Annotated in this window: 18 protein-coding genes and 1 pseudogene; 6 read left to right on the top strand and 13 right to left on the bottom strand. The window is 61.3% G+C overall.

The annotated features are described in order from the left end of the window. Nucleotides 1-47 precede the first annotated feature (47 nt). The 3 genes from ACMGGG_RS09855 to ACMGGG_RS09845 form a co-directional block, all read right to left on the bottom strand. On the bottom strand, nucleotides 48-1,724 hold the full coding sequence (locus tag ACMGGG_RS09855) for an MFS transporter (protein ID WP_414155381.1): 1,677 nt from the start codon (nucleotides 1,722-1,724) through the stop codon (nucleotides 48-50). Nucleotides 1,725-1,909: 185 nt separating this feature from the next. Continuing rightward, on the bottom strand, nucleotides 1,910-2,338 hold the full coding sequence (locus ACMGGG_RS09850) for a VOC family protein (RefSeq protein ID WP_414155380.1): 429 nt from the start codon (nucleotides 2,336-2,338) through the stop codon (nucleotides 1,910-1,912). 264 nt (nucleotides 2,339-2,602) lie between these two features. After that, nucleotides 2,603-5,074: a UvrD-helicase domain-containing protein gene (locus tag ACMGGG_RS09845; RefSeq protein WP_414155379.1), complete on the bottom strand. Its 2,472-nt coding sequence runs from the start codon at nucleotides 5,072-5,074 to the stop codon at nucleotides 2,603-2,605. A 220-nt stretch (nucleotides 5,075-5,294) separates the two neighbouring features. Here ACMGGG_RS09845 and ACMGGG_RS09840 point away from each other — a divergent pair, with 220 nt between their 5' ends. Continuing rightward, on the top strand, nucleotides 5,295-5,993 hold the full coding sequence (locus tag ACMGGG_RS09840) for a pirin family protein (RefSeq protein ID WP_414155378.1): 699 nt from the start codon (nucleotides 5,295-5,297) through the stop codon (nucleotides 5,991-5,993). A 70-nt stretch (nucleotides 5,994-6,063) separates the two neighbouring features. On the opposite strand, the gene pgm is transcribed toward ACMGGG_RS09840, so the two are convergent. The 6 genes from pgm to ACMGGG_RS09810 form a co-directional block, all read right to left on the bottom strand. Then, nucleotides 6,064-7,701: a phosphoglucomutase (alpha-D-glucose-1,6-bisphosphate-dependent) gene (gene pgm / locus ACMGGG_RS09835; RefSeq protein WP_414155377.1), complete on the bottom strand. Its 1,638-nt coding sequence runs from the start codon at nucleotides 7,699-7,701 to the stop codon at nucleotides 6,064-6,066. Nucleotides 7,702-7,781: 80 nt separating this feature from the next. Next, complete coding sequence (locus ACMGGG_RS09830) at nucleotides 7,782-10,043, bottom strand: ATP-dependent DNA helicase (RefSeq protein WP_414155376.1); 2,262 nt, start codon at nucleotides 10,041-10,043, stop codon at nucleotides 7,782-7,784. Further along, nucleotides 10,040-11,692, bottom strand: a complete 1,653-nt coding sequence (locus ACMGGG_RS09825) for a VRR-NUC domain-containing protein (RefSeq protein WP_414155375.1) — start codon at nucleotides 11,690-11,692, stop codon at nucleotides 10,040-10,042. Before ACMGGG_RS09825 ends, ACMGGG_RS09830 begins: the two co-directional genes overlap by 4 nt. A 78-nt stretch (nucleotides 11,693-11,770) precedes the next feature. Further along, nucleotides 11,771-13,141, bottom strand: a complete 1,371-nt coding sequence (locus tag ACMGGG_RS09820; RefSeq protein ID WP_414155374.1) for an aminotransferase class I/II-fold pyridoxal phosphate-dependent enzyme — start codon at nucleotides 13,139-13,141, stop codon at nucleotides 11,771-11,773. Beyond that, entirely contained in the window at nucleotides 13,141-14,481 is a 1,341-nt protein-coding gene (locus ACMGGG_RS09815; protein WP_414155373.1) for a hypothetical protein, read from the bottom strand. The genes ACMGGG_RS09820 and ACMGGG_RS09815 overlap by 1 nt, the downstream gene beginning before the upstream one ends. 474 nt (nucleotides 14,482-14,955) lie before the next feature. Further along, a complete protein-coding gene (locus tag ACMGGG_RS09810) occupies nucleotides 14,956-15,978 on the bottom strand; it encodes a zinc-dependent alcohol dehydrogenase family protein (RefSeq protein ID WP_063544696.1) in 1,023 nt (340 codons plus the stop codon). Between the two features lie 209 nt (nucleotides 15,979-16,187). Between ACMGGG_RS09810 and ACMGGG_RS09805 the strand changes: the two genes are divergently transcribed. Then, nucleotides 16,188-17,102, top strand: coding sequence for a LysR family transcriptional regulator (locus tag ACMGGG_RS09805; RefSeq protein ID WP_054893748.1), 915 nt, complete (start codon nucleotides 16,188-16,190; stop codon nucleotides 17,100-17,102). 549 nt (nucleotides 17,103-17,651) lie between these two features. Here the strand turns inward: ACMGGG_RS09805 and ACMGGG_RS09800 are convergent. The 3 genes and pseudogenes from ACMGGG_RS09800 to ACMGGG_RS09790 all read right to left on the bottom strand — a co-directional run. Next, nucleotides 17,652-18,404, bottom strand: coding sequence for a gamma-glutamyl-gamma-aminobutyrate hydrolase family protein (locus tag ACMGGG_RS09800; RefSeq protein WP_414155372.1), 753 nt, complete (start codon nucleotides 18,402-18,404; stop codon nucleotides 17,652-17,654). 54 nt (nucleotides 18,405-18,458) lie between these two features. Next, complete coding sequence (locus ACMGGG_RS09795; RefSeq protein WP_414155371.1) at nucleotides 18,459-18,701, bottom strand: hypothetical protein; 243 nt, start codon at nucleotides 18,699-18,701, stop codon at nucleotides 18,459-18,461. A 393-nt stretch (nucleotides 18,702-19,094) separates the two neighbouring features. Continuing rightward, nucleotides 19,095-19,276: pseudogene (locus tag ACMGGG_RS09790) on the bottom strand (manganese catalase family protein); the annotation flags it as partial. A 190-nt stretch (nucleotides 19,277-19,466) separates the two neighbouring features. Between ACMGGG_RS09790 and ACMGGG_RS09785 the strand changes: the two are divergent. The 4 genes from ACMGGG_RS09785 (at nucleotide 19,467) to ACMGGG_RS09770 (ending at nucleotide 22,665) form a co-directional block, all read left to right on the top strand. Continuing rightward, nucleotides 19,467-19,976 (top strand): ferritin-like domain-containing protein, encoded by a 510-nt coding sequence (locus ACMGGG_RS09785; RefSeq protein WP_063544688.1) that lies wholly within the window; start codon nucleotides 19,467-19,469, stop codon nucleotides 19,974-19,976. Between the two features lie 102 nt (nucleotides 19,977-20,078). Then, nucleotides 20,079-20,240, top strand: a complete 162-nt coding sequence (locus ACMGGG_RS09780) for a DUF2061 domain-containing protein (RefSeq protein ID WP_414155370.1) — start codon at nucleotides 20,079-20,081, stop codon at nucleotides 20,238-20,240. A 376-nt stretch (nucleotides 20,241-20,616) separates the two neighbouring features. Continuing rightward, the gene (locus ACMGGG_RS09775; RefSeq protein WP_197889719.1) at nucleotides 20,617-21,951 is read left to right on the top strand and encodes an acetamidase/formamidase family protein; all 1,335 of its coding nucleotides are present in this window, start codon (nucleotides 20,617-20,619) and stop codon (nucleotides 21,949-21,951) included. Nucleotides 21,952-22,233: 282 nt separating this feature from the next. Next, entirely contained in the window at nucleotides 22,234-22,665 is a 432-nt protein-coding gene (locus ACMGGG_RS09770; protein WP_239502763.1) for a RidA family protein, read from the top strand. Nucleotides 22,666-22,933: 268 nt separating this feature from the next. Here ACMGGG_RS09770 and ACMGGG_RS09765 read toward each other — a convergent pair whose 3' ends face one another. Further along, nucleotides 22,934-23,683 (bottom strand): creatininase family protein, encoded by a 750-nt coding sequence (locus ACMGGG_RS09765; RefSeq protein ID WP_414155369.1) that lies wholly within the window; start codon nucleotides 23,681-23,683, stop codon nucleotides 22,934-22,936. Nucleotides 23,684-23,868: the final 185 nt, after the last annotated feature.

Raw genomic sequence — 23,868 nt, 5'->3', positions numbered from 1 at the left:
CGCGAAACAAGGCCACTCCTGCAAAACCTGCAGGAGTGGCCGTTTCTTCAGGCGTGGTTGATATCCCGGTCCTTGGTCTCAGGCAGGAAGAAGATACCCAGCACCGCGGTCATCACCGCGATGACGATCGGGTACCACAACCCGTAGTAGATATCCCCCGTGGCCGCCACCATGGCAAAGGCCACCGTCGGCAGGAAACCGCCGAACCAGCCGTTACCGATGTGGTAAGGCAGCGACATCGAGGTGTAGCGGATACGCGCCGGGAACAGCTCCACCAACCAGGCAGCGATGGGGCCGTAGACCATGGTCACGTAGATCACCAGAAGGGTCAGCAGCAGCAACACCATCGGGTAATGGATCTTCGCCGGGTCAGCCTTTTCGGGATAGCCGGCCTCCTTCAGCGCGCCGGTCAGGGTCGCGGTGAACGCATCGCCCTGGGCCTTGAGCTCGGCCGCCGCCAACCCTGTGCCTTCGAAGCTTGCAATGACCCGTTCACCGATACGCACCTGCGCCACACTGCCGGGCTGTGCACGTTCGTTGTCATAGGGAATGGCCCGCTTGGCCAGCAGGCTCTTGGCGATATCGCAGGAACTGGTGAATTTGGCCTTGCCCACGGGATCGAACTGGAACGAGCACTGCGCCGGGTCGGCCACCACCACGACGGGATTCTGCTCCTGAGCGACGAACACGTCCGGGTTGCCGTACTCGGTCAGGCCCTTGAAGATCGGGAAATAGGTGAGCGCGGCAATGATGCAGCCCGCCATGATGATCTTCTTACGCCCGATGCGATCGGACAGGCTGCCGAACAGGATGAAGAACGGCGTGCCGATCAACAGCGAACCTGCGATCAGCAAGTTGGCGGTCTGGGGGTCGATCTTCAGGGTCTGCAACAGGAAGAACAGCGCGTAGAACTGCCCGGTGTACCACACCACGGCCTGGCCGGCAGTGCCGCCGAGCAGCGACATGATCACCACCTTGAGGTTATCCCAACGCGCGAAGGATTCGGTCAGCGGCGCCTTGGACGCCTTGCCCTCGGCCTTCATCTTCAGGAACACCGGCGACTCGTTGAGCTGCATGCGGATGTACACCGAAATCACCAGCAGCAGGATCGAGATCAGGAACGGAATCCGCCAGCCCCAGGCTTCGAACGCTTCGGTACCCATCACCGTGCGGCAGGTCAGGATCACCAGCAGCGACAGGAACAGGCCCAAGGTGGCGGTGGTCTGGATCCACGACGTGAAAAAGCCACGCTTGCCAGGCGGTGCGTGCTCGGCCACGTAGGTCGCTGCGCCACCGTACTCGCCGCCCAGCGCCAGGCCTTGCAGCAGCCGCAGGGAGATGAGAATGATCGGCGCCGCCACGCCGATGCTGGCATAGCTGGGCAATATCCCGACCACGGCAGTGGACAGGCCCATGATGATGATGGTGATGAGGAAGGTGTGCTTGCGCCCGATCATGTCGCCGAGTCGGCCGAACACGATGGCCCCGAACGGCCGCACGGCAAAGCCTGCGGCAAACGCCAGCAAGGCGAAGATGAACGAGGTGGTTTCGTTGACGCCGGCGAAGAAGTGCTTGGCGATGATCGCCGCCAGCGAGCCGTAAAGGTAAAAGTCGTACCACTCGAACACGGTGCCCAGGGACGAGGCGAAGATGACCTTGCGCTCCTCCCGACTGATGCCGCGTTGGGGCGCACTGCCCGTCGATGTGCTGTCGATTGCCGCCATGGGTTGCCTCCGTCTTGTTCTTGTCAGGCCGGAGTACCTCAGAAAAACAGCATCGCACCCTGGCCCCGGGTCTAAGCAGGACTACGGTTGCGCGAAGCACGACAGGGCGGGCTGCCCAGAATCGCAGCAAGGTACGTTGAAGCATAATCGGGATTACGCGGATATCCACTGCGCCCTTGATGACGCTAGGGACGGGTAGCCTGCTCGCCAACAGGCCCTTTCAGCTCGACCTGGTTGCCATCGGGGTCATAACAGTAAAGCGACAGGCCCTCGCCCTCGGCGCCGTATCGCACTTCGGCGGCATCGACCGTAACCCCGGCGGCTTGCAGGTAGCGGGTCAACGCCTGCTCGTCGAACGGTTCGATGCGCAGGCAGAAGTGATGCAGGTTACGCCCGCTCTCGCCTGCCGCAGCACCGCCCGGGCGTCCCAACTCACCGTCCAGGCTCACCAGATCGATCATCGCGGTACCGGTGGCCAGATGGATCATGCCCAGGTCCGGCCGCTCCTTGCTCACCCGGCAGCCAAGCACGTCACGGTAAAAGGCGACACTGCGCTGAAGATCACGCACTCGCAGCACCAGATGATCGATATGACGAATAGCAAAGGGACGCATGGGGGCAGCTCCTGGTCGTCGCTTCGAAAGGGCATCGCAGCACCATAACCGATCCCTCGCAGACAGGACAATTCACGATCAGGTGCTAACCATCTACAGGCGCGCGCGCCCTGCAAGCCAGCCTTTCGGAGCGGAAGGGCATCAGCGGTTTCTGTCGCACACGAGGCGGCATACAACGCGCTGCGCGAAGAGCAGGCCAGCGTCGAGCGCGGCCTGTTCGACAGCCTGACCCGTGAGGTCGAAACCCCCTGACACTGTCCACCCTCACTGGCCGCGCAAGTCCTCGAAGAAGGCTTGCCGGCCCTGTACCTGGCTGGACGCACGATGCAGCGCCGCCGCCTCGCCGCTGACAGCGTCCACATGCCAATAGCAGTGCCTGATCGCCCGCGTCACCCCGACGTAGGCCAGGCGCTGCGCTTCGTCTTTCTGCGCGCTGTCGAACGGCTGTGCATCCCCGGTACGCCCTAACCCAGCCATGCGATACACCTGGTTCTTGTACGGTGAACTGGTCAGGTACTGACAATCACCAAGCATGAACACGGCATCGGCCTGCAGGCCCTTGGCGCTGTGATAGGTGAGCTGACGCAGGCGACGCTGCTCAGGTGGCAAGCTCGAATCAACCCTGACAACCGTTTCTATATGGTTTGAAATCAATAACTTATCGCTGCTTTTTCGAAACAACATCATCACCGTTTCGCCCCGTAGGTAATGCTCGATCAGGGTCTGCCCGAGAGCCGCTTCGTCGCGCTCGAACACCTTGACTGGCGACAGTGGCAGCGCGGCGGCACCACCGCAGGCCCTGGCTTTCTTGCCGTTGATCGCCGTTGTACCGCGCACAAGGTGTTCGGCCGCATCGATGATGTGTTGCTGGCTCCGGTAGTTCTCGACCAGCATCACCCGGGTATTGGCCGGTGATGGGAAGGTCTTGCCAAACTCCATGAAGTACTTCGGAGAACTGCCGCGCCAGCCATAGATCGACTGCCAGTCATCACCCACGCACATCAACGACGAATGCCCGGCGTTGCGCCCGGTATGCATGCCAGGGCCACGCCTGCGGATCTCGCCCAATGTAGCGCGCAGCCAACTGACGATCTGTGGCGAGACATCCTGGAACTCATCGATCATCAAGTGCGCCAGCGGGCGTAGCAGCGGGTCTGGCAACAGTTGCAGGTTCTCGGGGTTGTTCTCGCCGAACAGGGCGAACATGCGGTTATAGGTCATCACTGGCGGCGACTGCCCAAGCAGGTGAGCTTCCAATGCCTTCCAGTACAGGGCCAGGGCTTCGAAAAACGGCGCATCGCTGTCGCCTGGCGCAAAGCTCATGCGAGCCACGGCGCTCCCCACCTCGAGCCCCAGGTTCTCGATGAAGCTCGCCGCACCGACGAAGGCATCGAGCAACGGCGCAGGAGCCAGTTCGCCCTTGACCTTGAACTCGAACCCGGGCCCCGCCACCGCATCACCCGCCAGCGACGCGGCGAGACGTTTTGCCGAAGTATAGTTATCAAGCCAAATCAATGGCTTATCACAGAAAGCTTGAAACAACGTGCGCTTTACAGCCCACTCGGCACGCACCGACAGCTTGGCGTTGGCACGCTGGTACTGGGCGCTTTCCGACGGATCGAAGCCCAGCACCACCCAGGCATCGAGCCCTTCGAGACGCCCGTGCACATGGAAACGCTGGCCACGGATCTGCACGGTTTCCCGACAGGGCTCGATGCCCTTGATCGGCCAGGCGCCCGCAGCGAACCACAGGTCTTCGATCACGTCGCACAGTTCTTCGTCGCGCTGGGCAGCCAGTTGAGTCACCTGCACGCGCTTCTGCACATCGGGATGATCCGGATCGAGGGGCTTGAGCTGCAGGGCCTCGCGGCGCATCGTCGCGACCAGTTCGACAAAGCGTGGGCTGTCACGCAGCAGGTTGCTATAACACAGATTGAGCTGGTGGCGCTGGGCATCGTTCAGGCGCAGGTCGAAAGGATTACCTTCGCTCTCGGCTTCGCTGCCAGCCGGTAGGTCGTTGCCCAGTGTCTCGAATGCGCGCAGTTGGGAGAACCCCGGCAGGCTGCGCACCAGCGGCAGGATGCGCGAATGGAAGGTGCGAACCAGGTCACGAGCACGGGCCGGCGGCAGGTCGATCTGCCAGATGGCGAAGACCTGCACCAGCCGCTTGATGAAGTCCTTGCGCGACTCACGCGTGAAGGTGACCACGGTCATGGCGTCCAGCTCGAAGCCCAGGTAGTGGCGCAGCAGCAGGATACGCAGCACCAGCGAAGTGGACTTGCCAGCACCGGCACCCGCCACCACGCAGGTAGATGGCGTGTCGCTGAAGATCAGCTTCCATTGCGCGGCGCTGGGCTGGGCGTCGGCAGGCAGGCGCTGGACGACATCGGCCTTGAAGCGTTTCTTCAGCTCTGCTGTCAGCGGCAGGCGCCAGTCGTCGAACAGCTTGTCATCCTGGCCTGGCACTGCAGCGCTGTCAGGGCGGCTGTCGCGGATCACCAGGACCTGCCGCCCGGCCTCGTACCCTTCGGCACGGCCACGTTCGTAGCCGTCACGCAGGCCATCGGCGTGCCCGCTGCGTTGGCCGGTGGCGTGGCCGAGGAACCATGAGTCGCGGTGCTGCGCCTGCAAACGGCTCAATCCTCGCCCAAGCAGGCGTGCGGCCAGGCGGCGCAACCAGGGTAATTGCGCGGGCGGGGTCAGGTCCGGTGGCGCCGGGGGCTGCTCGAGAGACACGGTCACTCCATTGCTAATCGAATCAGTGGAGCATGTTCCACCGAACTGCTGAAAAGTGCCAGCTAATGCTTGCAGATCATGGGATTAGGCGATGAAACGCAGAAAGTACCATAACGAAAAACATCTATTTATCAGATAAAAACAAGCCGATATTTACGCTTATTTTCGATACTTAAAAGAGGCATCATGAGTCCATTCCCATCTACCGAGGACCCTGATCATGCTGCAACTGCGCCCCTTCGAAAGCCTCGGCCATGCCAACCACGGCTGGCTGGACGCCCATCATCACTTTTCCTTTGCCGAGTACTACGACACAGAACGTATGCACTGGGGCAACCTGCGCGTGTGGAACGACGACCTGATCGCCGCCGGCAGTGGCTTCCCGCCGCATCCGCACCGGGACATGGAGATCATCACCTACGTGCGCGAAGGTGCAATCAGCCACCAGGACAATCTGGGTAACAAAGGCCGCACCGAAGTCGGTGACGTGCAAGTGATGAGTGCGGGCACGGGCATCGTGCACAGCGAGTACAACCTGGAGAAGGTCGGCACCCGCATCTTCCAGATCTGGATCGTGCCGGACAAGGTCGGAGAGGCGCCGTCCTGGGGCACTCGGCCCTTCCCCAAAGGTGACCGCGGCGAAGGCTTCGTGACCCTGGCCAGTGGCCGTGTCGAGGATCAGGATGCCTTGCGCATCCGCGCCGACGCCCGGCTGGTGGCCGCGACCCTGCGCGCCGGCGAGAGCGCCGAGTACCGCTTCGATGCCGGACGACGTGGCTATCTGGTTCCGGCCAAAGGCGTGGTCGAGGCCAATGGCGTGCGCGCCAAAGCCCGGGACGGGGTTGCCGTGGAGGGTGAAGAAGTGCTGCGCGTCACGGCGCTCGAGGACAGCGAGATCGTGCTGGTGGACGTGGCCTGAGGCAGATGACCGAACCGTGCTTTTCGCGGGCTGGCCCGCGAAAAGCACGGTTCGGCATGCGCGTAGGCAATCAGCTGATGGCCGCATCCACCAGTGCCTGGGCCTCTTGCACCAGGCGCTGCAGATGCGCCTCGTCAATGAAGCTTTCGGCGTAGATCTTGTAGATGTCCTCGGTACCCGAAGGACGCGCGGCAAACCAGCCATTGGCGGTCATCACCTTCAGGCCGCCTATGGCCTGGCCGTTGCCCGGTGCGTGGCTGAGGATCTGCTGGATCGGCTCGCCGGCAAGCTCGGTGGACTTCACCTGCTCAGGCGCCAGCTTGCTCAGCAGCGATTTCTGCCGCGCATCGGCCTTGGCCTCGACGCGGGTGGCGTAGGGCTTGCCCAGGGCTTCGGTGAGATCGGCGTAGGCCTGGCTCGGATTACGTCCTGTGCGTGCAGTCATCTCGGCCGCCAGCAAGGCGGGAATCAGGCCATCCTTGTCGGTCGCCCAGACGCTCCCGTCCAGACGCAGGAACGAAGCACCGGCACTCTCCTCCCCACCAAAACCGAGCGAGCCCTCGAACAAGCCCTGGGCGAAGAACTTGAAGCCCACCGGCACTTCATGGAGCTTGCGCCCTAGCCGCTCGGTAACCCGGTCGATCATGCCGCTGCTGACCACGGTCTTGCCGACAGCGGCGTCGTTGCGCCACTGCGGGCGATGGCGGAACAGATAATCGATGGCCACGGCGAGGTAGTTGTTCGGCTGCAGCAGGCCGTCACTGGTGACGATACCGTGGCGGTCATGGTCCGGGTCGCAGGCAAATGCCACGTCGAAACGCTCGCGCAGGCCGATCAGGCCCTGCATGGCGTGTGGCGACGAAGGGTCCATGCGAATCTGCCCGTCCCAGTCGACGGTCATGAACCGGAAGGTCGGGTCGACCTCGGTGTTGACCACTTCAAGGTTCAACTGGTATCGCTCGGCAATCGCCGACCAATAGCGCACGCCCGCGCCACCCAGCGGATCTACACCCAGGCGCAGGTTGGCATTGCGGATGACCTCGAAATCGATGACGTTTTCCAGGTCTGCCACGTAGCTGTTCACATAGTCGTGACGCTGCGTGGTGGCAGCCTGCAGAGCCTGGGCGTAGTCAATGCGCTTGACACCCTCAAGGCCTGCGGCCAGCAGTTCGTTGGCCTTGGCTTCGACCCACTTGGTCACATCGCTGTCGGCCGGGCCACCATTGGGCGGATTGTATTTGAAACCACCGCTCTGGGGCGGGTTGTGCGAGGGGGTGATGACGATCCCGTCGGCCAGGCCCTGTTGACGCCCGCGGTTGTAGCACAGAATCGCATGGGACACCGCCGGGGTCGGGGTGTACTCGTCGTCCTTGGACAACCGCACCTGCACGCCATTGGCCGCCAGGACCTCCAGCGCGCTGGCCGTGGCCGGCGCCGACAAGGCATGGGTGTCAGCCCCGATGAACAGTGGGCCATCGATGCCCTTCTCCTGGCGGTACAGGCAAATCGCCTGGGTGATCGCCAGCACATGATGCTCGTTGAAGCTCAACTCGAACGAGGTGCCTCGATGTCCGGAAGTGCCGAAGGCCACGCGCTGCGACGCGACCGTAGCGTCCGGGCGACCGGTGTAGTAGGCGGTCAACAGGCGGGGAATATCGACCAGCACGCTGGCCGGAGCCGGCTTGCCTGCCAAAGGACTGAGCGTCATGCAAAACCTCGAGTTCAACGGATGTAGATGTTGGAACGCGCAGTGTACTGGGAGTTGCAACGGCGCGCGATGGGGCTGGGTCAGTTGATAGCGGTCTGCCACCAGATGGGAAACATCTGTTGCACCCGCGGCTCCTTGAAACGCTCATCGATCAGGAACAGCACGCCACGGTCCTGGTCGCCGCGAATGACCCGACCGGCAGCCTGGATCACCTTGCGCACGCCAGGGTACAGGTACGCGTAGTCGAACCCGCTGCCAAACTGCCGGGCCAGACGTTGCTTGAACTGTTCGTTGACCGGATTGACCTGAGGCAACCCCAGGGTGGCGACAAAAGCACCAATCAGCCGGGTGCCTGGCAGGTCCACCCCTTCAGCGAAGGCCCCACCCAGCACGGCGAAGCCTATCCCTCGCCCATCCGCCACGAAACGCGCCAGGAATCCCTCGCGTGCGGCCTCGTCCATGCCCGGCGCCTGCCGCCAGTACGGCACTTCAGGATAGCGTTCGGCAAACAGGGCCATCACCTGCTCCAGGTATTCGAAGCTGCTGAAGAACGCCAGGTAGTTGCCCGGCTGACGCTGGTACTGCTCGCCGATCAGCCCGACGATCGGCGCGAGGGACGCATTGCGCTGCTGAAAACGGGTCGAGATCTCACTGACGATACGCACCTGCAGCTGCTCGGCACGAAATGGCGCGGCCACATCCAGCCAGGCGGTATCTGCCGGCATGCCCAGCAAGTCGGCGTAGAACCGTCGTGGCCCCAGCGTCGCCGAAAACAGCGTGACACTGCGCGCCGCAGCCATGCGTGGGCCGAGCAGGCGCGCGGGCACCACATTACGCAGCGTCAGCGTCGCCAGACGACGGCTGCGCGGGCCGTTGCGCAGGCTGATATCGAACAGGAAATGCTCATCGAACAGCTCGGCCATACGGCTGAACTGCAGAGCCTGGAAGTAGAACTGCAGAACCTGCGGCTCGATGTGCGCAGGCGCCTGCTCCATGCCCTCCTGAATCAGGCCGATGCACTGTTGCAACGCCCGCAGGAACGCCTCGGGCAGTTGCTCACTCGCCTGGTACGGTGCCACCTGAGCCTTGTACAGCGCATTCCACTGGCGATTGAGACGATCCAGTGCACCGTTCAAGCCCGCCGGCTTGGTCTTGCGCAAGGCCAGCAGTTGCCCCTGGTCGAGGCTGGCGCTGTACATGGCGCGGCCGCGTTCCACCAGGTTATGCGCCTCGTCCACCAACACGGCGACTCGCCACTGGTTGAGCTGGGCCAGGCCGAACAGCAGCGCATGGGCGTCGAAGTAATAGTTGTAGTCAGCGACCACCAGATCGACCCAGCGCGCCATCTCCTGCCCCAGGTAGTACGGGCAGACCTGGTGTGCCAGCGCGACCTCGCGCAACCCGGCCCGGTCGAGCAACACCACCTGAGAGGCCGCTTCGCGAGCCGCTGGCAGCCGATCGTAGAACCCCTTGGCCAGCGGGCAGGACTCGCCATGACAGGCACTGCCCGGGTATTCGCAGGCTTTGTCCCGGGCGATCAACTCCAGCGCTCGCAGGCTAGGCTGTGCGGTGGTGTCGGTGATCTGACGCAGTGCATCGAGCGCCAACGCCCGGCCTGGTGTCTTGGCGGTAAGGAAGAACAGCTTGTCCAGTTGCTGCGGGGCCATGGCCTTGAGCAGCGGGAACAGGGTGCCGAGCGTTTTGCCAATACCGGTGCTGGCCTGGGCCATCAGGCAGCGACCGGTGGCCACCGCCTTGTACAGGGTTTCTGCCAGTTGGCGCTGGCCCTGGCGAAACTGTGGGTAAGGGAACGCCAGCCCCTGCAGGTCGTTGTCCCGCAGGCGCAGCCGTGCGGCCTGGGCCTGTGCCCAGCCAAGAAAGCGCTGGCACAAGGCCTCGAAGAACTGCTGCAACTGTGCGGCATTATGCGGTTCGCTGAACAAGGTCTGCCGGTCGCTGTCGACATCCAGGTAAACCAGCGTGACCTCGATCCGCTCCAGCCCACGCGACTGGCACAATAGCCAGGCGTAGACCCGGGCCTGCGCCCAGTGCAATTGCCGATGGTTGTCCGGCTGACGGTCGAGACTGCCACGGTGAGTCTTGATCTCTTCCACACGATTGCGCAGCGGATCATAGCCATCGGCTCGCCCCCGCACCCGCAATCCCTGGTACTCGCCCTCCAGCGACACCTCCGCCTCGTAGCCAGCCCCGCGCCGGGCAACGACCCGCCGATGGCCATCGATGCCCTGCTGGGCGGTGGGCGACGGCGTAAAGCGCAAGTCCAGGTCGCCGACCTTGGCAGCAAACTCACACAGCGCGCGCACCGCCACACTCAGACTCACGGCGCAACCTCGCACCACCGCACATGACATACCGCGACCGGCATGCCGTGCTCACGGCAGAAGTCCAGCCAGCGCAACTGGTTATCCTGCAGGCGATCACCCGGCCCCTTGACCTCGATCATGCGGTAGCGCCCTTGCCCCGGCCAGAACTGGACGAGGTCGGGCATGCCTGCGCGGTTGTTGCGAATATCCTGCAGCAGGCGCTGGAAACACCGCTTCAGATGCTCGGCAGGAATGCAGGCCAAGGCCTGCTCGAGCAGCACCTCGTTCAGTACCTGCCAGAACACGAACGGTGACTGCAGGCCGTGCTTGGTGGCAAAACATTCGCGTATCGCCTGTCGGTAGCTGCCATCGTCGAGCCGCCCCAGACAGGTTTCGAACAGCGCGGCGCGGCGCGTCAGGAAATCACTGTCGTGCAAATCCTGCGGCGCCGCCTGATAAGGGTGAAAGAAAGCGCCGGGCAGTGGCGCGAAAATCGCCTCCCAGCACAGGAGGCCGAACAGGCTGTTGAACAAGGTATTCTCGACATAGTGGACCTCGCCGTCAGCGTGCGCCAAGTGTAAGCGCACCGCCTCCTCCACACCCCGTTCGGCCATTTCCACGGGCAACTCCAGTTCGATGAGCGTTTGCGCGGCAGGCGACGGGCGGCGTCGGGGCGGCCCTCCGAGCTTGCGTGCAAGGCGCGGCAGCATGCGCGCCAACGCCTGGCTCTCAAGAGGATTGGCCACGGTCTGGGCCATGTGCGACGCCAGTGCCTGCGCCCTCTGCCACTGCTCGCTGCGCTCAAGCACGCGCACCTGACGAATGCGCGCCTCGGGGTGGTCGAGCCCATCGTAGACGCTCAAGGCCAGGTCCCACTGCCCAAGCCGCTCGCAGCGCTGGCCAATTGCAAACAGCAGACGTGCACGACGCCGGGCCAGCCAGGGGTTGGTGCTGTCGACCCGCTCCAGTGCCTGCAGCAACGTACTCGGCGCCTCTCCCTGCTCCAGACGCTCGGCGCAAGCATGCAAGGCCATCGCCAGATCGACCTCATCGCGCTGGCGCAAGGCGCGTGAATCCGCACTGAAGTTCACCTGCTCGTAGCGCAGCACGCCCAGGTCGGCCAGTACGAACTCCGACCAATCCTGATAAAGATTGCCAAAGAACAACAGGCGCAGGCGGTCGCACAGGGGTTGCAGGCGCCATTGCAGGATCTGCACCGGCGCCTGCGCGAACCAGGCAGAAAGAGGCCTGCCCGGCAGATCCAATGGCCGCAGCGTGGCCAGCAACTGGGTCTTGGTCGCGCGAGGATGGGCCAGGTGATCGGCAAAACAGGTAAGCAGTTCGTCCCGGCGCAACAAGGCGAACAGCTGTTCCAGACCCAGTACCGGCCTCGGGCAGACCCATCCCAGGGTGAGCAAAGGCTGCAAGGCCGCGTCCGTGTCGCCGATCTCGGCATACTCGAGCCGGTCGCCGCGAAACAGCTCGCCTTTGCGCATGACCATGCGCACCAGCAGTGCCTGCGTCGGCTGGGCTAGCCCGCTGAAGACTCGGAGAAAGTCTTGCTCGTGCGAGTCAAGGATATCGGCGTATCGGTGTTCGACCCACCTCAGTACCTGGCGGAAGTTATGCAGGTAATAGAGCGGATCTTCGACGGAATGGGCAATCACGGCATGGCGTCGCAGGCTGGCATGAGCACTGGTTATACATACAGATATAGCCGCCTGGCAAGCGCGCCGGATCGACGGTCAGTCCGACCTGTCCTTTGCGTTGGCACGCAAGCACTGCAACCGCTGCCCGAGTTCCCCGAGTGCATCCTCCAGCTCGCCTGCATCGTCCCCCTGCCAGGCCAGCAGCAGGTGGCGATCGTAACTCTCTTGCAAACTGAACAGATTTCCAGGCGCCGCCAGCAGCGCCGGGGTACTCGAGGCCTCCAACAACTGACGCACATCCACTGCCAAGTCCAGGCGACACCAGAGCACGCGTCCGCCTTCAGGCACACTGAACGCCAACAGGCTGCCCAGATGCTGTTCGACGGCATGGCATAAAATCGCCATGCGCAACTCCAGCCGGTCGCGCATTTGCTGCAGATGGCTGTCCACATCGCCTCGGGTCAGCAGACAGGCCACAGCCTGTTGGCGCCGAGGGGGCAACAAAAAGCTGCGGCGCACGAAAGCCTCACACACTGCTGGATGCCGACTCAGCACATAGGCATAGGGCGCTTCGGCACCGATCATTCCTTCCAGCGAACCCATGACCAGCAGCCAGTGCGGATCGACCCAGTCGCGCAGGCGTGTCGCTGGTGGCGCGGCAAAACACTGCTCGCTATCCAGGTCATTTTCCAGCAGCCATGTCGGATATCCCGCGAGCAGACGCGCCACTTCACGCTGTTCCTCAAGCGACATCAGGCGTCCGGGAGGTGTCGCCAGACACGACGGCATGAGCAGCAGGCGCACGGTTTCGCGCTTGAACAACTGCGCCAAGGTACCCAGGTCCAGCCCCCCCTGGTTATCCAACGGCCACTCGATAACCCGCATTCCCAGCTGTTGCAAGACCTGCAACTGCTGCCAGCAACAGGGCGTCGCCACCAGCACCGTGCCGCCCTGCAAGTCCAACGCAAGCAGCAATGTCTGCAGCAGCGCCTGGACATCCGTCGCCAGATGCACGTCCTCAGCCCGCCAGAACTGCCTGGAAGAACGGGTATGGCGGGCCGCCAGCGCACTGCGTAACAGCGCGTTGCCGGACTGCGTCGTCGCGGATTGACGCGCCAGACGCCGCTCATGCGCCAGCAACAGCGGCTCGAGCGCCCCACATGGCAATGGCGGGAGAATGAACGGTGCGCACTGGCCAGATCTGGCAATTGCCCTCGGCGCACTGGCACGTCCATCGACCGGCACCAGTGCAAAATATCCGGACTTGGGCACCGAATGTACCCGTCCCTCGCGCTCCAAGAGGCTGTAGGCATACTGCACCGTGGCCAGGGAAACCCGCAGGCGCCGGGCCAGGTCACGCAGCGATGGCAAGCGCGGGTCCCCTCCTTCGCAGGCATGGCTGATCAGCGTTTCGAGGTAGCGATAGACCGTTTGATAGGCGAACTCGCGCCGCACGGAACGGCCCATCAACTGGCGGCCTGCGCCATCTCGGCCCGGGGCGAGGGGCGCCCCAGCAATCGCAACCGCACATCGCGCCGTGTCAGCTTTGCCATCAGGCGAGATGCCGTCTGCGGCAGCTCACCCGAATAAATGACCCGCAGCTGTGCCAGGCTCAGCCCGCTGGTGCCAATCAGCCAATGGACCACGGATTCCGGGCAGGGTTGCCCCTGAAGCGCGCGGTGCAGATAAGGCAGTGCGACACGCATGGCCGGGTGACAATGCTGCAGGAATACCGGCAATCCACGGCCTTGCTCGGCGAACGGGGCCCACAACAGACAGGTCAACTGGTTGTCGTCGATCGCAAAGGCCTCCTGAAAAAGATGCCGGCCCTCCCCCGAGCGGACGGCGTCGCACTTGCCCAACTGGCATTGATCACGCAGCCGCTGCAGGTGTGTCAGGTACATCGGGTCGAAAAACGCGGCCAGCGGCTCTTCACAAGCCGACACAGGCAACTCGATACCCAGCATGTGAAACAACGTGTCGTCCGCTCGACTGTCATTGATCAGGTCATCGACCGCGATCACTCGCAAGGTTGCCTCGCACTGGCATGACGGAACTCTTGCCTCGGCATGCTCCCTCGGCCTGGCGACCAGCGTTCGCAGGCGCCCCAGCGTTTCGCACAACACCGCGGCGCACTGGTGTATGGCATGGCTTCCGCGCTCGCCGGTCAGGCGCATGAGCGTGCGACTCCACGCCAGGTACCGACGCCGCTGCCGCACCGGGATCGCCGTGACCAGCGCGCTGGGGAGCGTCCCTTGGGACAGGACGCAGCGCAGCGTCTCGGCCAGTTCAAGGTACAAACGGCTGCCTAGCAAGGATTCCGGGCGTCCGGCAGCAAGATGACCGAACGTCAGCAGCGCCTCGCGCCCCAGCGGTGTGCCGGCAACTGTCGCGGCGTGGCGGCTGAAAGGCTGCAGTTGTTGGCCGCCAGCCAGCAGTAACTCCACACGGGGGTCATCCTGCAGGAACAGTGCATTGAAGGTGCTCTCCAGGCCGCGAAGCACTGCTGCCCCCGGTGCGGGCTGGCACGCGACCACTACTTGCAGGCGAAAGGTATCGGGCGCTCGCAGCGCGATGCTCAGTTGCGCAGCACGTAAAAATGCCAGCAGGCGTGTGTTACATCGGTCATGCCCGTGTATGACCAGCACGCGAAAGTCCCCGATGTACTCCACGCCACCTGCCGCCACCAGCAGACGCTGGATCAGCAATTGCACGCAGGCCCGTTGCGCCTGGGACATATGCTCCAGCAGACGATCCAGTACCTGCTGATATATGTAGTGCATGGCCTGCTCATGGATATTACTCATATAGCCCACTCCATTCCTTGAGCACAAAGAAAGCCGGCATTAACCGACATAAGAAACAAGTAGCGATTCACTTCAAAGAACTTTCCCACAAACCATTAGGAAATTTCTAAGCAACAACAGGCCGGCATTCATTGGAAGCAAAGGCATTTACCATGCCCCTGCATGCGCCCTGTGCCTCAACAGCAGTGGCCACGTACTTGATTCCGCCGAGCCGCGCCAAGTATCACAGCGCCATTATCGAGGGTTGTCGACTGAATAAAAGATACAGATCCTGGTAAAAAAACCATTCAGTAGAGCAGCATTGATCTACAGACAATAAAGAAAAACCCAAGCGTGGAATCATGGCCGCAGTGGCAATTAACCGTCGTTGCCGCGGCAGTGTTATTACGTCGGATAGTTATTAATTTTTTGTAGGAAATATCAGAAAAAAACCGGGCCTAAGCCCGGTTTTTCATGCAACTCGACGCGCTGGAATCACGCAGATCCCATGTCCAGCACAATCCGCCCACCACATGGGCATTCATCCATCAGGCGATGGGCCTCGACAACCTGCTCGAACGGGTAGACCTTGATGATCTGTGGCGTCAGCAGCTTGTCGGCGGTGAACTGATTGATGTCTCGCAACGCCCGCTGCAGCGCGACCTGGTCCTGGGCAATACCCAGCTCCGGCTTGCCGGTGAAGTTGCCAATGCAGTGCACGTAGAACTGGATGTTCTTCTGGAATGCCGCACAAGCCGGGAATGGCGTCTGGTTACCACCCTGCAGGCCGTACAGCACCAGGCTGCCACGCGGCGCAAGCACATCGCCGAGCAGCGACATCTGCGGCCCACCCATGCCGTCCAGGACCATGTCCACGCCGCGGCCATCGGTGTATTTGCCGATCTGCATCAGCAGGTCCTGCTCCTCGGTGACGATCACCTTGTCAGCCCCCAGACCCAGCAGGTATTCACGCTGCTCCGGCTCCTTGGTGGCGGCGAACACCTTCAGGCCCAAGGCCTTGCCCAACTGCACGAAGGCGGGCCCTGCGCAATGGCTGGCATCGGTAACCAGCGCCGTCTGCCCAGCCTTGGCCCGCGCCAGGTCGACGTAGGCGAAGTAGGCGATCAGCAGCGGTGTGTAATGCACACTGGCCTCGACCGGGGTGAGGTGCTCGGGATAGCGGGTAATGGCCGTGCGGGGGAGCACGATCACATCCCCATAGACCGGATGCTCATTGGGGCTGGTCGCCGGGAAACTGGCAACACGGTCGCCCACGACGATATCGTCGACACCCTCCCCGACCTGCGTGACCACCCCGGCCATTTCGTGACCGATCCCTGCCGGCAGGCGCGCCTGCGACGGTGCCAGGTTCTGGCGCCAGAGCACGTCATACCAGCTCAGGCCGATGGCCTCGACGCGCACTTGCACCTCGCCCGCTGCGGGAGACGGCTCGGCCTGCTCCTCGCAACGGAGCACATCGGCCGGGCCGAACTTGTGGAAACGGATCATGCGGGACATCGCATACCTCGCCTTTGTGAACCTCGTATTACCACGGACTTTATCCGGGCTTTGCACGTTAGACCATCAGTGGCCGTTAATAGTCGACATGCCTGTCATTGATTGGGCTACGGGCAAATCGCTGCATTGGCACCCGTAAACCCGTGCAGGGTAACAGCCTTTGGCCTTAATATTCACCCCGACCCACCTGAGCAAGGCGAAACGCACCGATGAATCGTAACGACCTGCGCCGCGTAGACCTCAACCTGCTGATCGTGTTCGAGACGCTCATGCATGAGCGCAGCGTAACCCGTGCAGCCGAAAAATTATTTCTCGGCCAACCGGCGATCAGTGCGGCACTGTCACGTCTGCGCAACCTGTTCGACGATCCACTGTTCGTCCGTACCGGGCGCAGCATGGAGCCCTCGGCTCGCGCCCACGAGATCTTCGCCCTGCTCTCACCGGCCCTGGATTCGATCTCCACCGCCGTCAGCCGCGCCGCTGACTTCGACCCAGCCACCAGCACCTCGGTCTTTCGCATCGGTCTATCAGACGACGCCGAGTTCGCCTTGCTGCCGCAGTTGCTCAAGCGCATCCGCGCCGAAGCGCCAGGCATCGTCCTGGTGGTACGGCGAGTCAACTATTTGCTGATGCCGACGCTGCTCGCCTCTGGGGAGATCTCGGTGGGTGTGAGCTATACCGCCGACCTCCCGGCCAACGCCAAGCGCAAGGTGCTGCGGCGCAGCAAGCCGAAACTGCTGCGCGCCGACAGCGTACCGGGCAACATCACCCTCGACGACTTCTGCGCCCGTCCGCATGCACTGGTCTCGTTCGCCGGCGACCTCTCCGGCTTCATCGACGAAACCCTCGAGGAAATCGGTCGCAAGCGTCATGTGGTGCTGGCCGTGCCGCAGTTCAACGGCCTCGGTACCCTGCTCGCCGGCACCGACATCATCGCCACGGTACCGGACTATGCAGCAGAAACCCTCACCGCCGCCGGCGGCCTGCGCGCCGAAGACCTGCCATTGGATGTGCGTACCTTCGAACTGCACATGGCTTGGCGTGGGGCGCAGGACAACGACCCGGCGGAGCGGTGGTTGCGGTCGCGGATACAGATGTTCTTCGGGGATCCTGACAGCCTCTAGAGGACAATGTCACCGCGCATGCGCTTCCTGCTCTTCTGGGCCGTTGCCAAGAACGTCTGGTGATGTACTCGTGCAGAGAGGTGACAGAACCGCTCACCAAACAAGCCATTGAGGCCATGCGTAAGTATCACTAGCGGGGCCAGGAGTTCTACCCAAGCCAGGGCGGGCATTGATCGGCTTCGATGCCGCCCGTTGGGTGACGTGCCGCGAGCCGCCAGGCTGTGGCCTTCTGAAGCCGAAAAAAAGGCCCGCATCGAGGCGGGCCGAAGACCTGATGTGGAGAGTCGAACGAACTCTACAACTGTTCTGACGAACGCACTCATCAATGGTTTTGCATATCCGCGTCCCCCTCCGACGGGCGGATAACGCTTGATTGCCGCGGCATGGGTTGCGCTGGCGCGCTAACCCTCCCCCAGTCGGCCGAGTGCTGCAGTCTGATGACAGTGGGGGGGTCAGAGGCAGATGCTGAAGCCCCCAGTAGAGGATCTCCTCCCAGCGTTGCTGGAATTGCAAAATGCCCGTCCAGATTAAAGACCGATCAGATGGAGACTACCTGAGCCGTTGCGCGGCTCGAGCTCGGCAAGCGGCTCCAAACGCCTCGAAAATCGCGCGATATTGCGGATAGAACATCACCTGCCACTCCGGATGCCACTGCACCCCAAGGGCGAATGAGCGACTGTCTTCCACCGACAACGCTTCGACGAGGCCATCCATTGCCACAGCCTCAATACGCAAACCTTCACCGACCCGTTCTATACCTTGCCCATATACCGAGTTGACTTCGATCACCTCGGGAAACCCCAACCCGTGTAACACCCCACCTGATCGTACCGTGAGCCTGTGAGCGGGCGCGTACTGGTCTTCAATAGGTTCGTTGCTTGGGGGCTCATGCTCTACCCCAGGTTGATGGAGCTGCTGAACGAGCGTGCCGCCGAACGCCACATTCATCTCCTGAAAACCCCGACACACACCTAGCACTGGCAGCCCTTCTTTTATTGCCGCACGCCAAAGCGGTAGCGTGAGGTGATCACGAGCAGCATCTTTTTTAGTACCAGGCGGGCTCGGGGGGCCATCGTAATGGTGAGGCTCGATATTGGACGGTGAGCCGGTGAAGAACAGCCCATCCAGTCCATCGATTATGTCTGCAATGTTCAGCAACTCTGGAAACATTGGCAGAATCAACGGTAATCCATTGGCAGCAGTGGCTACTGCCCGGGCATTCTTGTCGTCATTCAATTGCACTGCATGCGGGCCGACCTTATAACTACAGGCCGTCACCCCGATTATTGGCAGCCGAGACATCTTCTCCCCCTAGTCATGTCTCCTGTCGGTGCAGCCGGTGCGCATGGCTGCACTCTAGTAATCAGCACCGGCAATTGCTTTGAGAAAGGCCCTGTCTGCGAGCTTGCGCAGGTCTCGCCATTCGCGCCAGTCCACCAATCCAAGGCGGTCCATTTCGTCGGCTTGACGCAGCAGTTCTTCATGATGGGTGCTGGGGCAATCACGTCTTTGCTCCACGTCGTCGTAACGCAGAAACCACCTATTGATCGCAACGAGTCGGCGCTCTTCCTGGTCTATCTGTCCGCTGATCGCGTTCATGCTGATAACCCGTCAGGGTTGCTAGTGGTGTCCTGGCGATGTGCCGGGCTTGTGGTCATGCACGACACGCTGAACTTGCACATCGGTGAACGATGACGCTTCGTTACGATGCAAACCCTGTAAATACTCGCGCGCAGCCTCGCGAGTAAAGCCCTCCTCGTGACTCCGGAACTCGCAGGTGTCCGGTTGGTTGTCGAAGATGTAGCTGATCAAGTACAGGTATTTGGCCATTTTGAGGATCCCACGGCAGAGATAGAGTGAGACGCGATCTACTGGGTTGAGCCTGACGCAGTGGCATCCGTTCACCCCGATTGACGATTGGCGTATCCGCAACGCTTCCATGGGCCGTACGTGCGTGGTTCATTAGAGCTATGGCTTTCAGCCCCCCAACGGCGACTCGGTCCGCAGCTTCATGGCTTCAAGTACCAAATGATCAGGGGCTGACAGCTCTACCGAAGCAGCGCCGTCACCACCATCAACGGCAGAGAAAGGATTTTCGACGTACTCCCACGCCTCCCCTTAATTCCAAGGGGCCCGCCGTCTGGTCCACCCGACATATTGAAATACTTATTGGTGGATAGGCGTGTTGAAGAAAGAATTGGGTGCAAAGCGCAATCAAAAACGAACGGAACACGCGAGAAAGTTCAGATCGGCTACGCAAATAAGCCGACCCAAATAGTTTGCGCGCCAAACCATTCGTCAGGCCACTTGAACACGTGCTGGCGACAGAAATTCTCAATTACTCTGGCATAACGGAGAACTATCATGACTCAGCCTACCGAGAACCTTCTTGATTGGTTGCGCGACGCCCACGCAATGGAACAGCAAGCGGAAAAAATGCTTAAAGCCCAAGCGGAACGGCTGGAGCATTACCCAAAATTGCGCGAGCGTATTGTTCAGCACATCACCGAAACCGAGGGGCAACAGCGATTGCTAGTTGAGTGCATTGAACGCTTGGGAGGAAGCACCTCAACCCTGAAAGACCTGGCAGGAAAGCTTATGGCGTTTGGACAGGCTGTGGGCGGCATGACGATGAGCGATGAAGTGGTCAAGGGCGCGATGTCCGGTTACGTGTTTGAAAATCTAGAGATCGCTTCTTACACCGTGCTTATTGAAGCGGCCAACTTCTCTGGTGATGAGCTGACCGCAGAAGCCTGCCGGTCGATTTTGAAAGAAGAGATCGCCATGGCTGACTGGTTAAGGGAGCACCTACCCGAAATAACTCGAGCGTTCCTTAGCCGCTCGGCTACACCCGGGGAGGAAGCGAAACGGTGAGCAGCGCTCGCGGCCGCATCGCATGCTCATGCGTGCGGCCAACACACCAATTGAAGGGCCGAAGATGAGAATCTCAAAAAGAAAGGCCCGCTATGGAAAACCTTGAGCTTCAGCGTCCTGCACTTCGGCATCGCGTTCACAGTCGCATACTTACTCACCGACTCGGCCCTAATAGGCGGACTGATAGCTGTAATTGAACCCGCCTGCAATACTGTCGCTTTTTATTTCCACGAGAGAATATGGCGCCAGCTTGAGCATAGTTAAAAAGACACGCGAAATTGCACATTGGTAATGCAACATGAACCAGCATGTTCACCACTCCTTGAGTACCCAAAGACTAGCACTGTCAAGCCGCAGTCCTGTAGCGAGCATGCTCGCTCCTACAGCCGTGTGTGTTCCCGTTGCAGGGTCGTGCATTAAGTTTTATTCGGCAGAGAAGCACCCCGGCCCGACGCGACGAAATCTCCTGTTGCGTGTATCGCAATGTATCCACGCAGCCCTCCGATACAGTCCCCGTAATTTCCCAGCTTCCCCGAACACAAAGTAGATACAAAGCTGCGCTGAACTATGCAGGCTGTTTGACCGTTCTCGGGCTGCCTCAGCCGGCAGCCGTTCGCGCCTGATTCCCAAGGGGACCACAATGACAACGCCTGTTCCTGATTCCACCCTCAATGTCACGCCGGTCGACCGCCTGCGGGTCGATCAATACACCCATGGAATCATCGGGCCGAGCCTGGCTATGCTCGGCCCGCTGGCTGATGGCGGTACCCTGATCACCGGCACTCCGCCGGGCTGCTGGGGACCGATGATCACCCCGGACTTCGAGGGCGGCCATGAGGTGACGCAACCGGTGGCCATTGACGGCGCTGAAATCGGCGATGCCGTGGCGATCAAAATCAAAACCATGCGCGTCACCTCCCTGGCCACGTCGTCCGGGGTCATGTCGTTCGTCGAGGGTCGCTACAATGGTGATCCGTTCGTTTCCAAGTTCTGCGCCAATTGCGGCACCGAACACCCAGCCAGCCATGTCGAAGGCATCGGCGAAGACTCGATTCGCTGTAACCACTGCGGCGCCGAGGTCAGTGCGTTCCGCTTCAGCCATGGTTACGTTATCGTGTTCGATGCGCAGAATCAGGTCAGCCTGACGGTCAATCAGGACATCGCCAATCGTCTGGCAGGCAAGGCGTCTGAAATGTCAGCACTGCCGGAATTCGCCGCCCAGCATTCGATCCTGTCCCTAGCCCGCGCCGATATCCCTGGTGTCGCCGCGCACATGCGGCCGTTTCTCGGCAATATTGGCACCCTGCCGTCGCGAGACTTGCCCGATTCCCATAACTGCGCGGATTTCGGCCAGTACCTGATCAGCGCCCCGCACCGTTTCGGTATGACAAGAGAAGAGCTGCACGCGGCCAAGACCGATGGCCACATGGACACCAACTCGGTCCGCGAGGGTTGTGTGCTGATCTGCCCGGTGAAAGTGCCAGGCGCCGGGGTGTACATGGGCGACATGCACGCCCAGCAGGGCAACGGTGAAATTGCCGGGCATGCCACCGATTGCTCCGGGGAAACCGAAGTGGTGGTGGAGGTGGTGAAGAACCTGACGCTGGAAGGTCCGATCCTCCTGCAAAACATCGATGATCTGCCGCCGATGGCGCGGCCGATGAATGCCCGTCAGCGCGCTGATGTCCGTGCGCTGAGCGAGCACTGGGGCCAGCAGGAAATCGAGCAGAGCGGTCCGATCACCTTCATAGGCAGCGGCGAAAATCTCAACCTGGCTGTGGAAAACGGCCTGCAGCGCGCCGCTAATGTCACTGGCCTGCCGTATGACGAAATACTTAATCGCGCGACCATCACCGGCTCCATCGACATCAGCCGCCTGCCCGGTACGGTGCGCGTGACTTTTCTGTGCCCCATGAGCGTGTTGGAACGCATGGGCATCGCTCATCTGGTGCGTGAGAAATACGATTTGGCGTAATGGCCTAGTCCGAGGCCGAGCCGTCAGCGCCCGGTGATACCGATTCATTGCTGGAGCGTCCGTTGACGGTATCGCCCCAAGGCCTGCCCCTTGGCATCAAGCGTGTCTGATCGGCCCGGTGACACACAGACTTGCCAGGCAAATCAAAATCGAAACCAACTGGATACGCTAGTGAAATTGGCTGGCGCCCTACCCTGATATTCAGAGCTTGCTGACATGATCATTCGCTCGAAACTCAAGACCGCACGCATCCCCACCGGCTGGATATCAGCTCTCGCCTTGATCGCACTCCATTCGCAGTTTTCAGCGGCTGCCACTTCACCTGGCGGCGATGCGGTCGTGACAACCACAAATGCGCCAGCCGCCATAGGGCCCTATTCACAAGCGATTCGCGCTGGAGATACGCTTTATCTTTCTGGGCAACTGCCAATTGACCCGGCGACCGGAAGCCTGCCTATAGATGACACTATCGAATCACAGACTCGGCAATCACTGGAAAACATCAAATCCATTCTTGCAGCCGACAGGCTGAAGATGAGCGACATCGTGTCCACCACCGTCTACCTCACGGACCTGGAAGATTTTGGCAAAATGAACGAGGTGTATGGCACCTATTTTTCAACTGCCTATCCCGCCAGGGTCACTGTTGGAATCACACGCCTGCCGAAAGGGGCGAAGGTCGAGATCGCATCGGTTGCAAGCCGACATAAATAATCCAAGGCCGAGCCAAGGAGCTCGACCTTCACCGCTTTAGCTGTCTAACTGTCAAGGCTACAGCCATACCGAAGTGGCCCGTTCGAAAGGCTTCTTCGGGTCGGCACTGCGCCGATGGGTTAATCAGCTTCAGCAGGAGCGCGGCGGCGTTCTTTGCCGAGTTGAGCACAATGTCGATAGCCTGGTCAGGACGGTCATTACACTGGGTCTGGCCCCCTGGTTCAGCCAGCCCAGTACCGAAGACCCCGGAGAATGATACGGGATCATTTCACGCCGGCGTGGGTTCGTTGGTGAACTGGTCCACGACCTTCACCAACCCCTGAACAGCCATCATCACCAACTGCCGGCCCTTTTCCGGCGAAGCCTGGCCTGGGTCAGACCCCATTCGCCCGTCCGGGTGGCGCGCGCGAAAATCCAGTGCTTCGCGGATGGGGCCCCAGTTGGCGACCTGCGGCGCATAGTCGGCTGTCTTGATACACGCTGGGTATGCCCATTGGGTCACGGCAATTTCCGACGGCGTGGCATGGATGCCATGCCCGGTCGGGAACTGTTCCTTGACGAGCGCTTCCACCCCGTCCAGATCCCACCAGTTGCACAGCTTCAAAGCAAACCCTGCCGGTCGGCCGGCAAAGCTGGCCTCGGTGTAGATTTCCGAAAACGCCGCCTCGATCGAGGCCACGTTGCCGCCATGGCCGTTGAGAAAGAGGATTTTCTCGAAACCATGCACCGCCAGCGAGCGGATCCAGTCGGTGATAGCGGCAATGAAGGTCGATGGTCTGAGCGAGATCGTGCCGGGGAAACCGAGATGGTGCTGGGCCATGCCGATGTTGAAGGTCGGGGCGATAAGGATGTCGGCCGTCTTCTGCGCCTCAAAAGCGATGATTTCCGGGCACATCCAGTCGGTACCCAACAGCCCCATCGGCCCATGCTGCTCGTTGGAGCCGATCGGGATGACGATGGTTCGGCTGCGCTGTAGGAATCGTTCGGTTTCAACCCAGGTCGATTGATGTAGGAGCATCTTGGTTTTCTCTTGGGAAAGGTGGTTGACCGGTTACGCCTGCCCAGTGATAGCACCCTCACACCTGGCCCGACAGCATACGAAGGTATCGATGCCGCTCCCGCAATCCGCGGCTAATAACAGCTAACAGCAAATAACGGGCAGTCCGCTGCCTGGCGCCTCACGCTGGAGGCCAGAGTACGGAT

Origin of the sequence: Pseudomonas sp. BNK-44-b, from assembly GCF_047456245.1 — a bacterium.
In the GTDB taxonomy this organism is placed as follows: Bacteria; Pseudomonadota; Gammaproteobacteria; order Pseudomonadales; family Pseudomonadaceae; genus Aquipseudomonas; species Aquipseudomonas machongensis.
Note: the sequence above shows the minus strand (reverse complement) of the source record. Positions and strands in the feature narration are given on the sequence as shown.

Coding starts and splice junctions, on each gene's coding strand:
- ACMGGG_RS09775 (WP_197889719.1), top strand. CDS start 20,617: ATGACAACGCCTGTTCCTGATTCCACCCTCAATGTCACGCCGGTCGAC.
- ACMGGG_RS09795 (WP_414155371.1), bottom strand. CDS start 18,701: ATGAACGCGATCAGCGGACAGATAGACCAGGAAGAGCGCCGACTCGTT.
- ACMGGG_RS09765 (WP_414155369.1), bottom strand. CDS start 23,683: ATGCTCCTACATCAATCGACCTGGGTTGAAACCGAACGATTCCTACAG.
- pgm (WP_414155377.1), bottom strand. CDS start 7,701: ATGACGCTCAGTCCTTTGGCAGGCAAGCCGGCTCCGGCCAGCGTGCTG.
- ACMGGG_RS09800 (WP_414155372.1), bottom strand. CDS start 18,404: ATGTCTCGGCTGCCAATAATCGGGGTGACGGCCTGTAGTTATAAGGTC.
- ACMGGG_RS09785 (WP_063544688.1), top strand. CDS start 19,467: ATGACTCAGCCTACCGAGAACCTTCTTGATTGGTTGCGCGACGCCCAC.
- ACMGGG_RS09820 (WP_414155374.1), bottom strand. CDS start 13,141: ATGGGCCGTTCCGTGCGGCGCGAGTTCGCCTATCAAACGGTCTATCGC.
- ACMGGG_RS09805 (WP_054893748.1), top strand. CDS start 16,188: ATGAATCGTAACGACCTGCGCCGCGTAGACCTCAACCTGCTGATCGTG.
- ACMGGG_RS09840 (WP_414155378.1), top strand. CDS start 5,295: ATGCTGCAACTGCGCCCCTTCGAAAGCCTCGGCCATGCCAACCACGGC.
- ACMGGG_RS09815 (WP_414155373.1), bottom strand. CDS start 14,481: ATGAGTAATATCCATGAGCAGGCCATGCACTACATATATCAGCAGGTA.
- ACMGGG_RS09855 (WP_414155381.1), bottom strand. CDS start 1,724: ATGGCGGCAATCGACAGCACATCGACGGGCAGTGCGCCCCAACGCGGC.
- ACMGGG_RS09850 (WP_414155380.1), bottom strand. CDS start 2,338: ATGCGTCCCTTTGCTATTCGTCATATCGATCATCTGGTGCTGCGAGTG.
- ACMGGG_RS09810 (WP_063544696.1), bottom strand. CDS start 15,978: ATGTCCCGCATGATCCGTTTCCACAAGTTCGGCCCGGCCGATGTGCTC.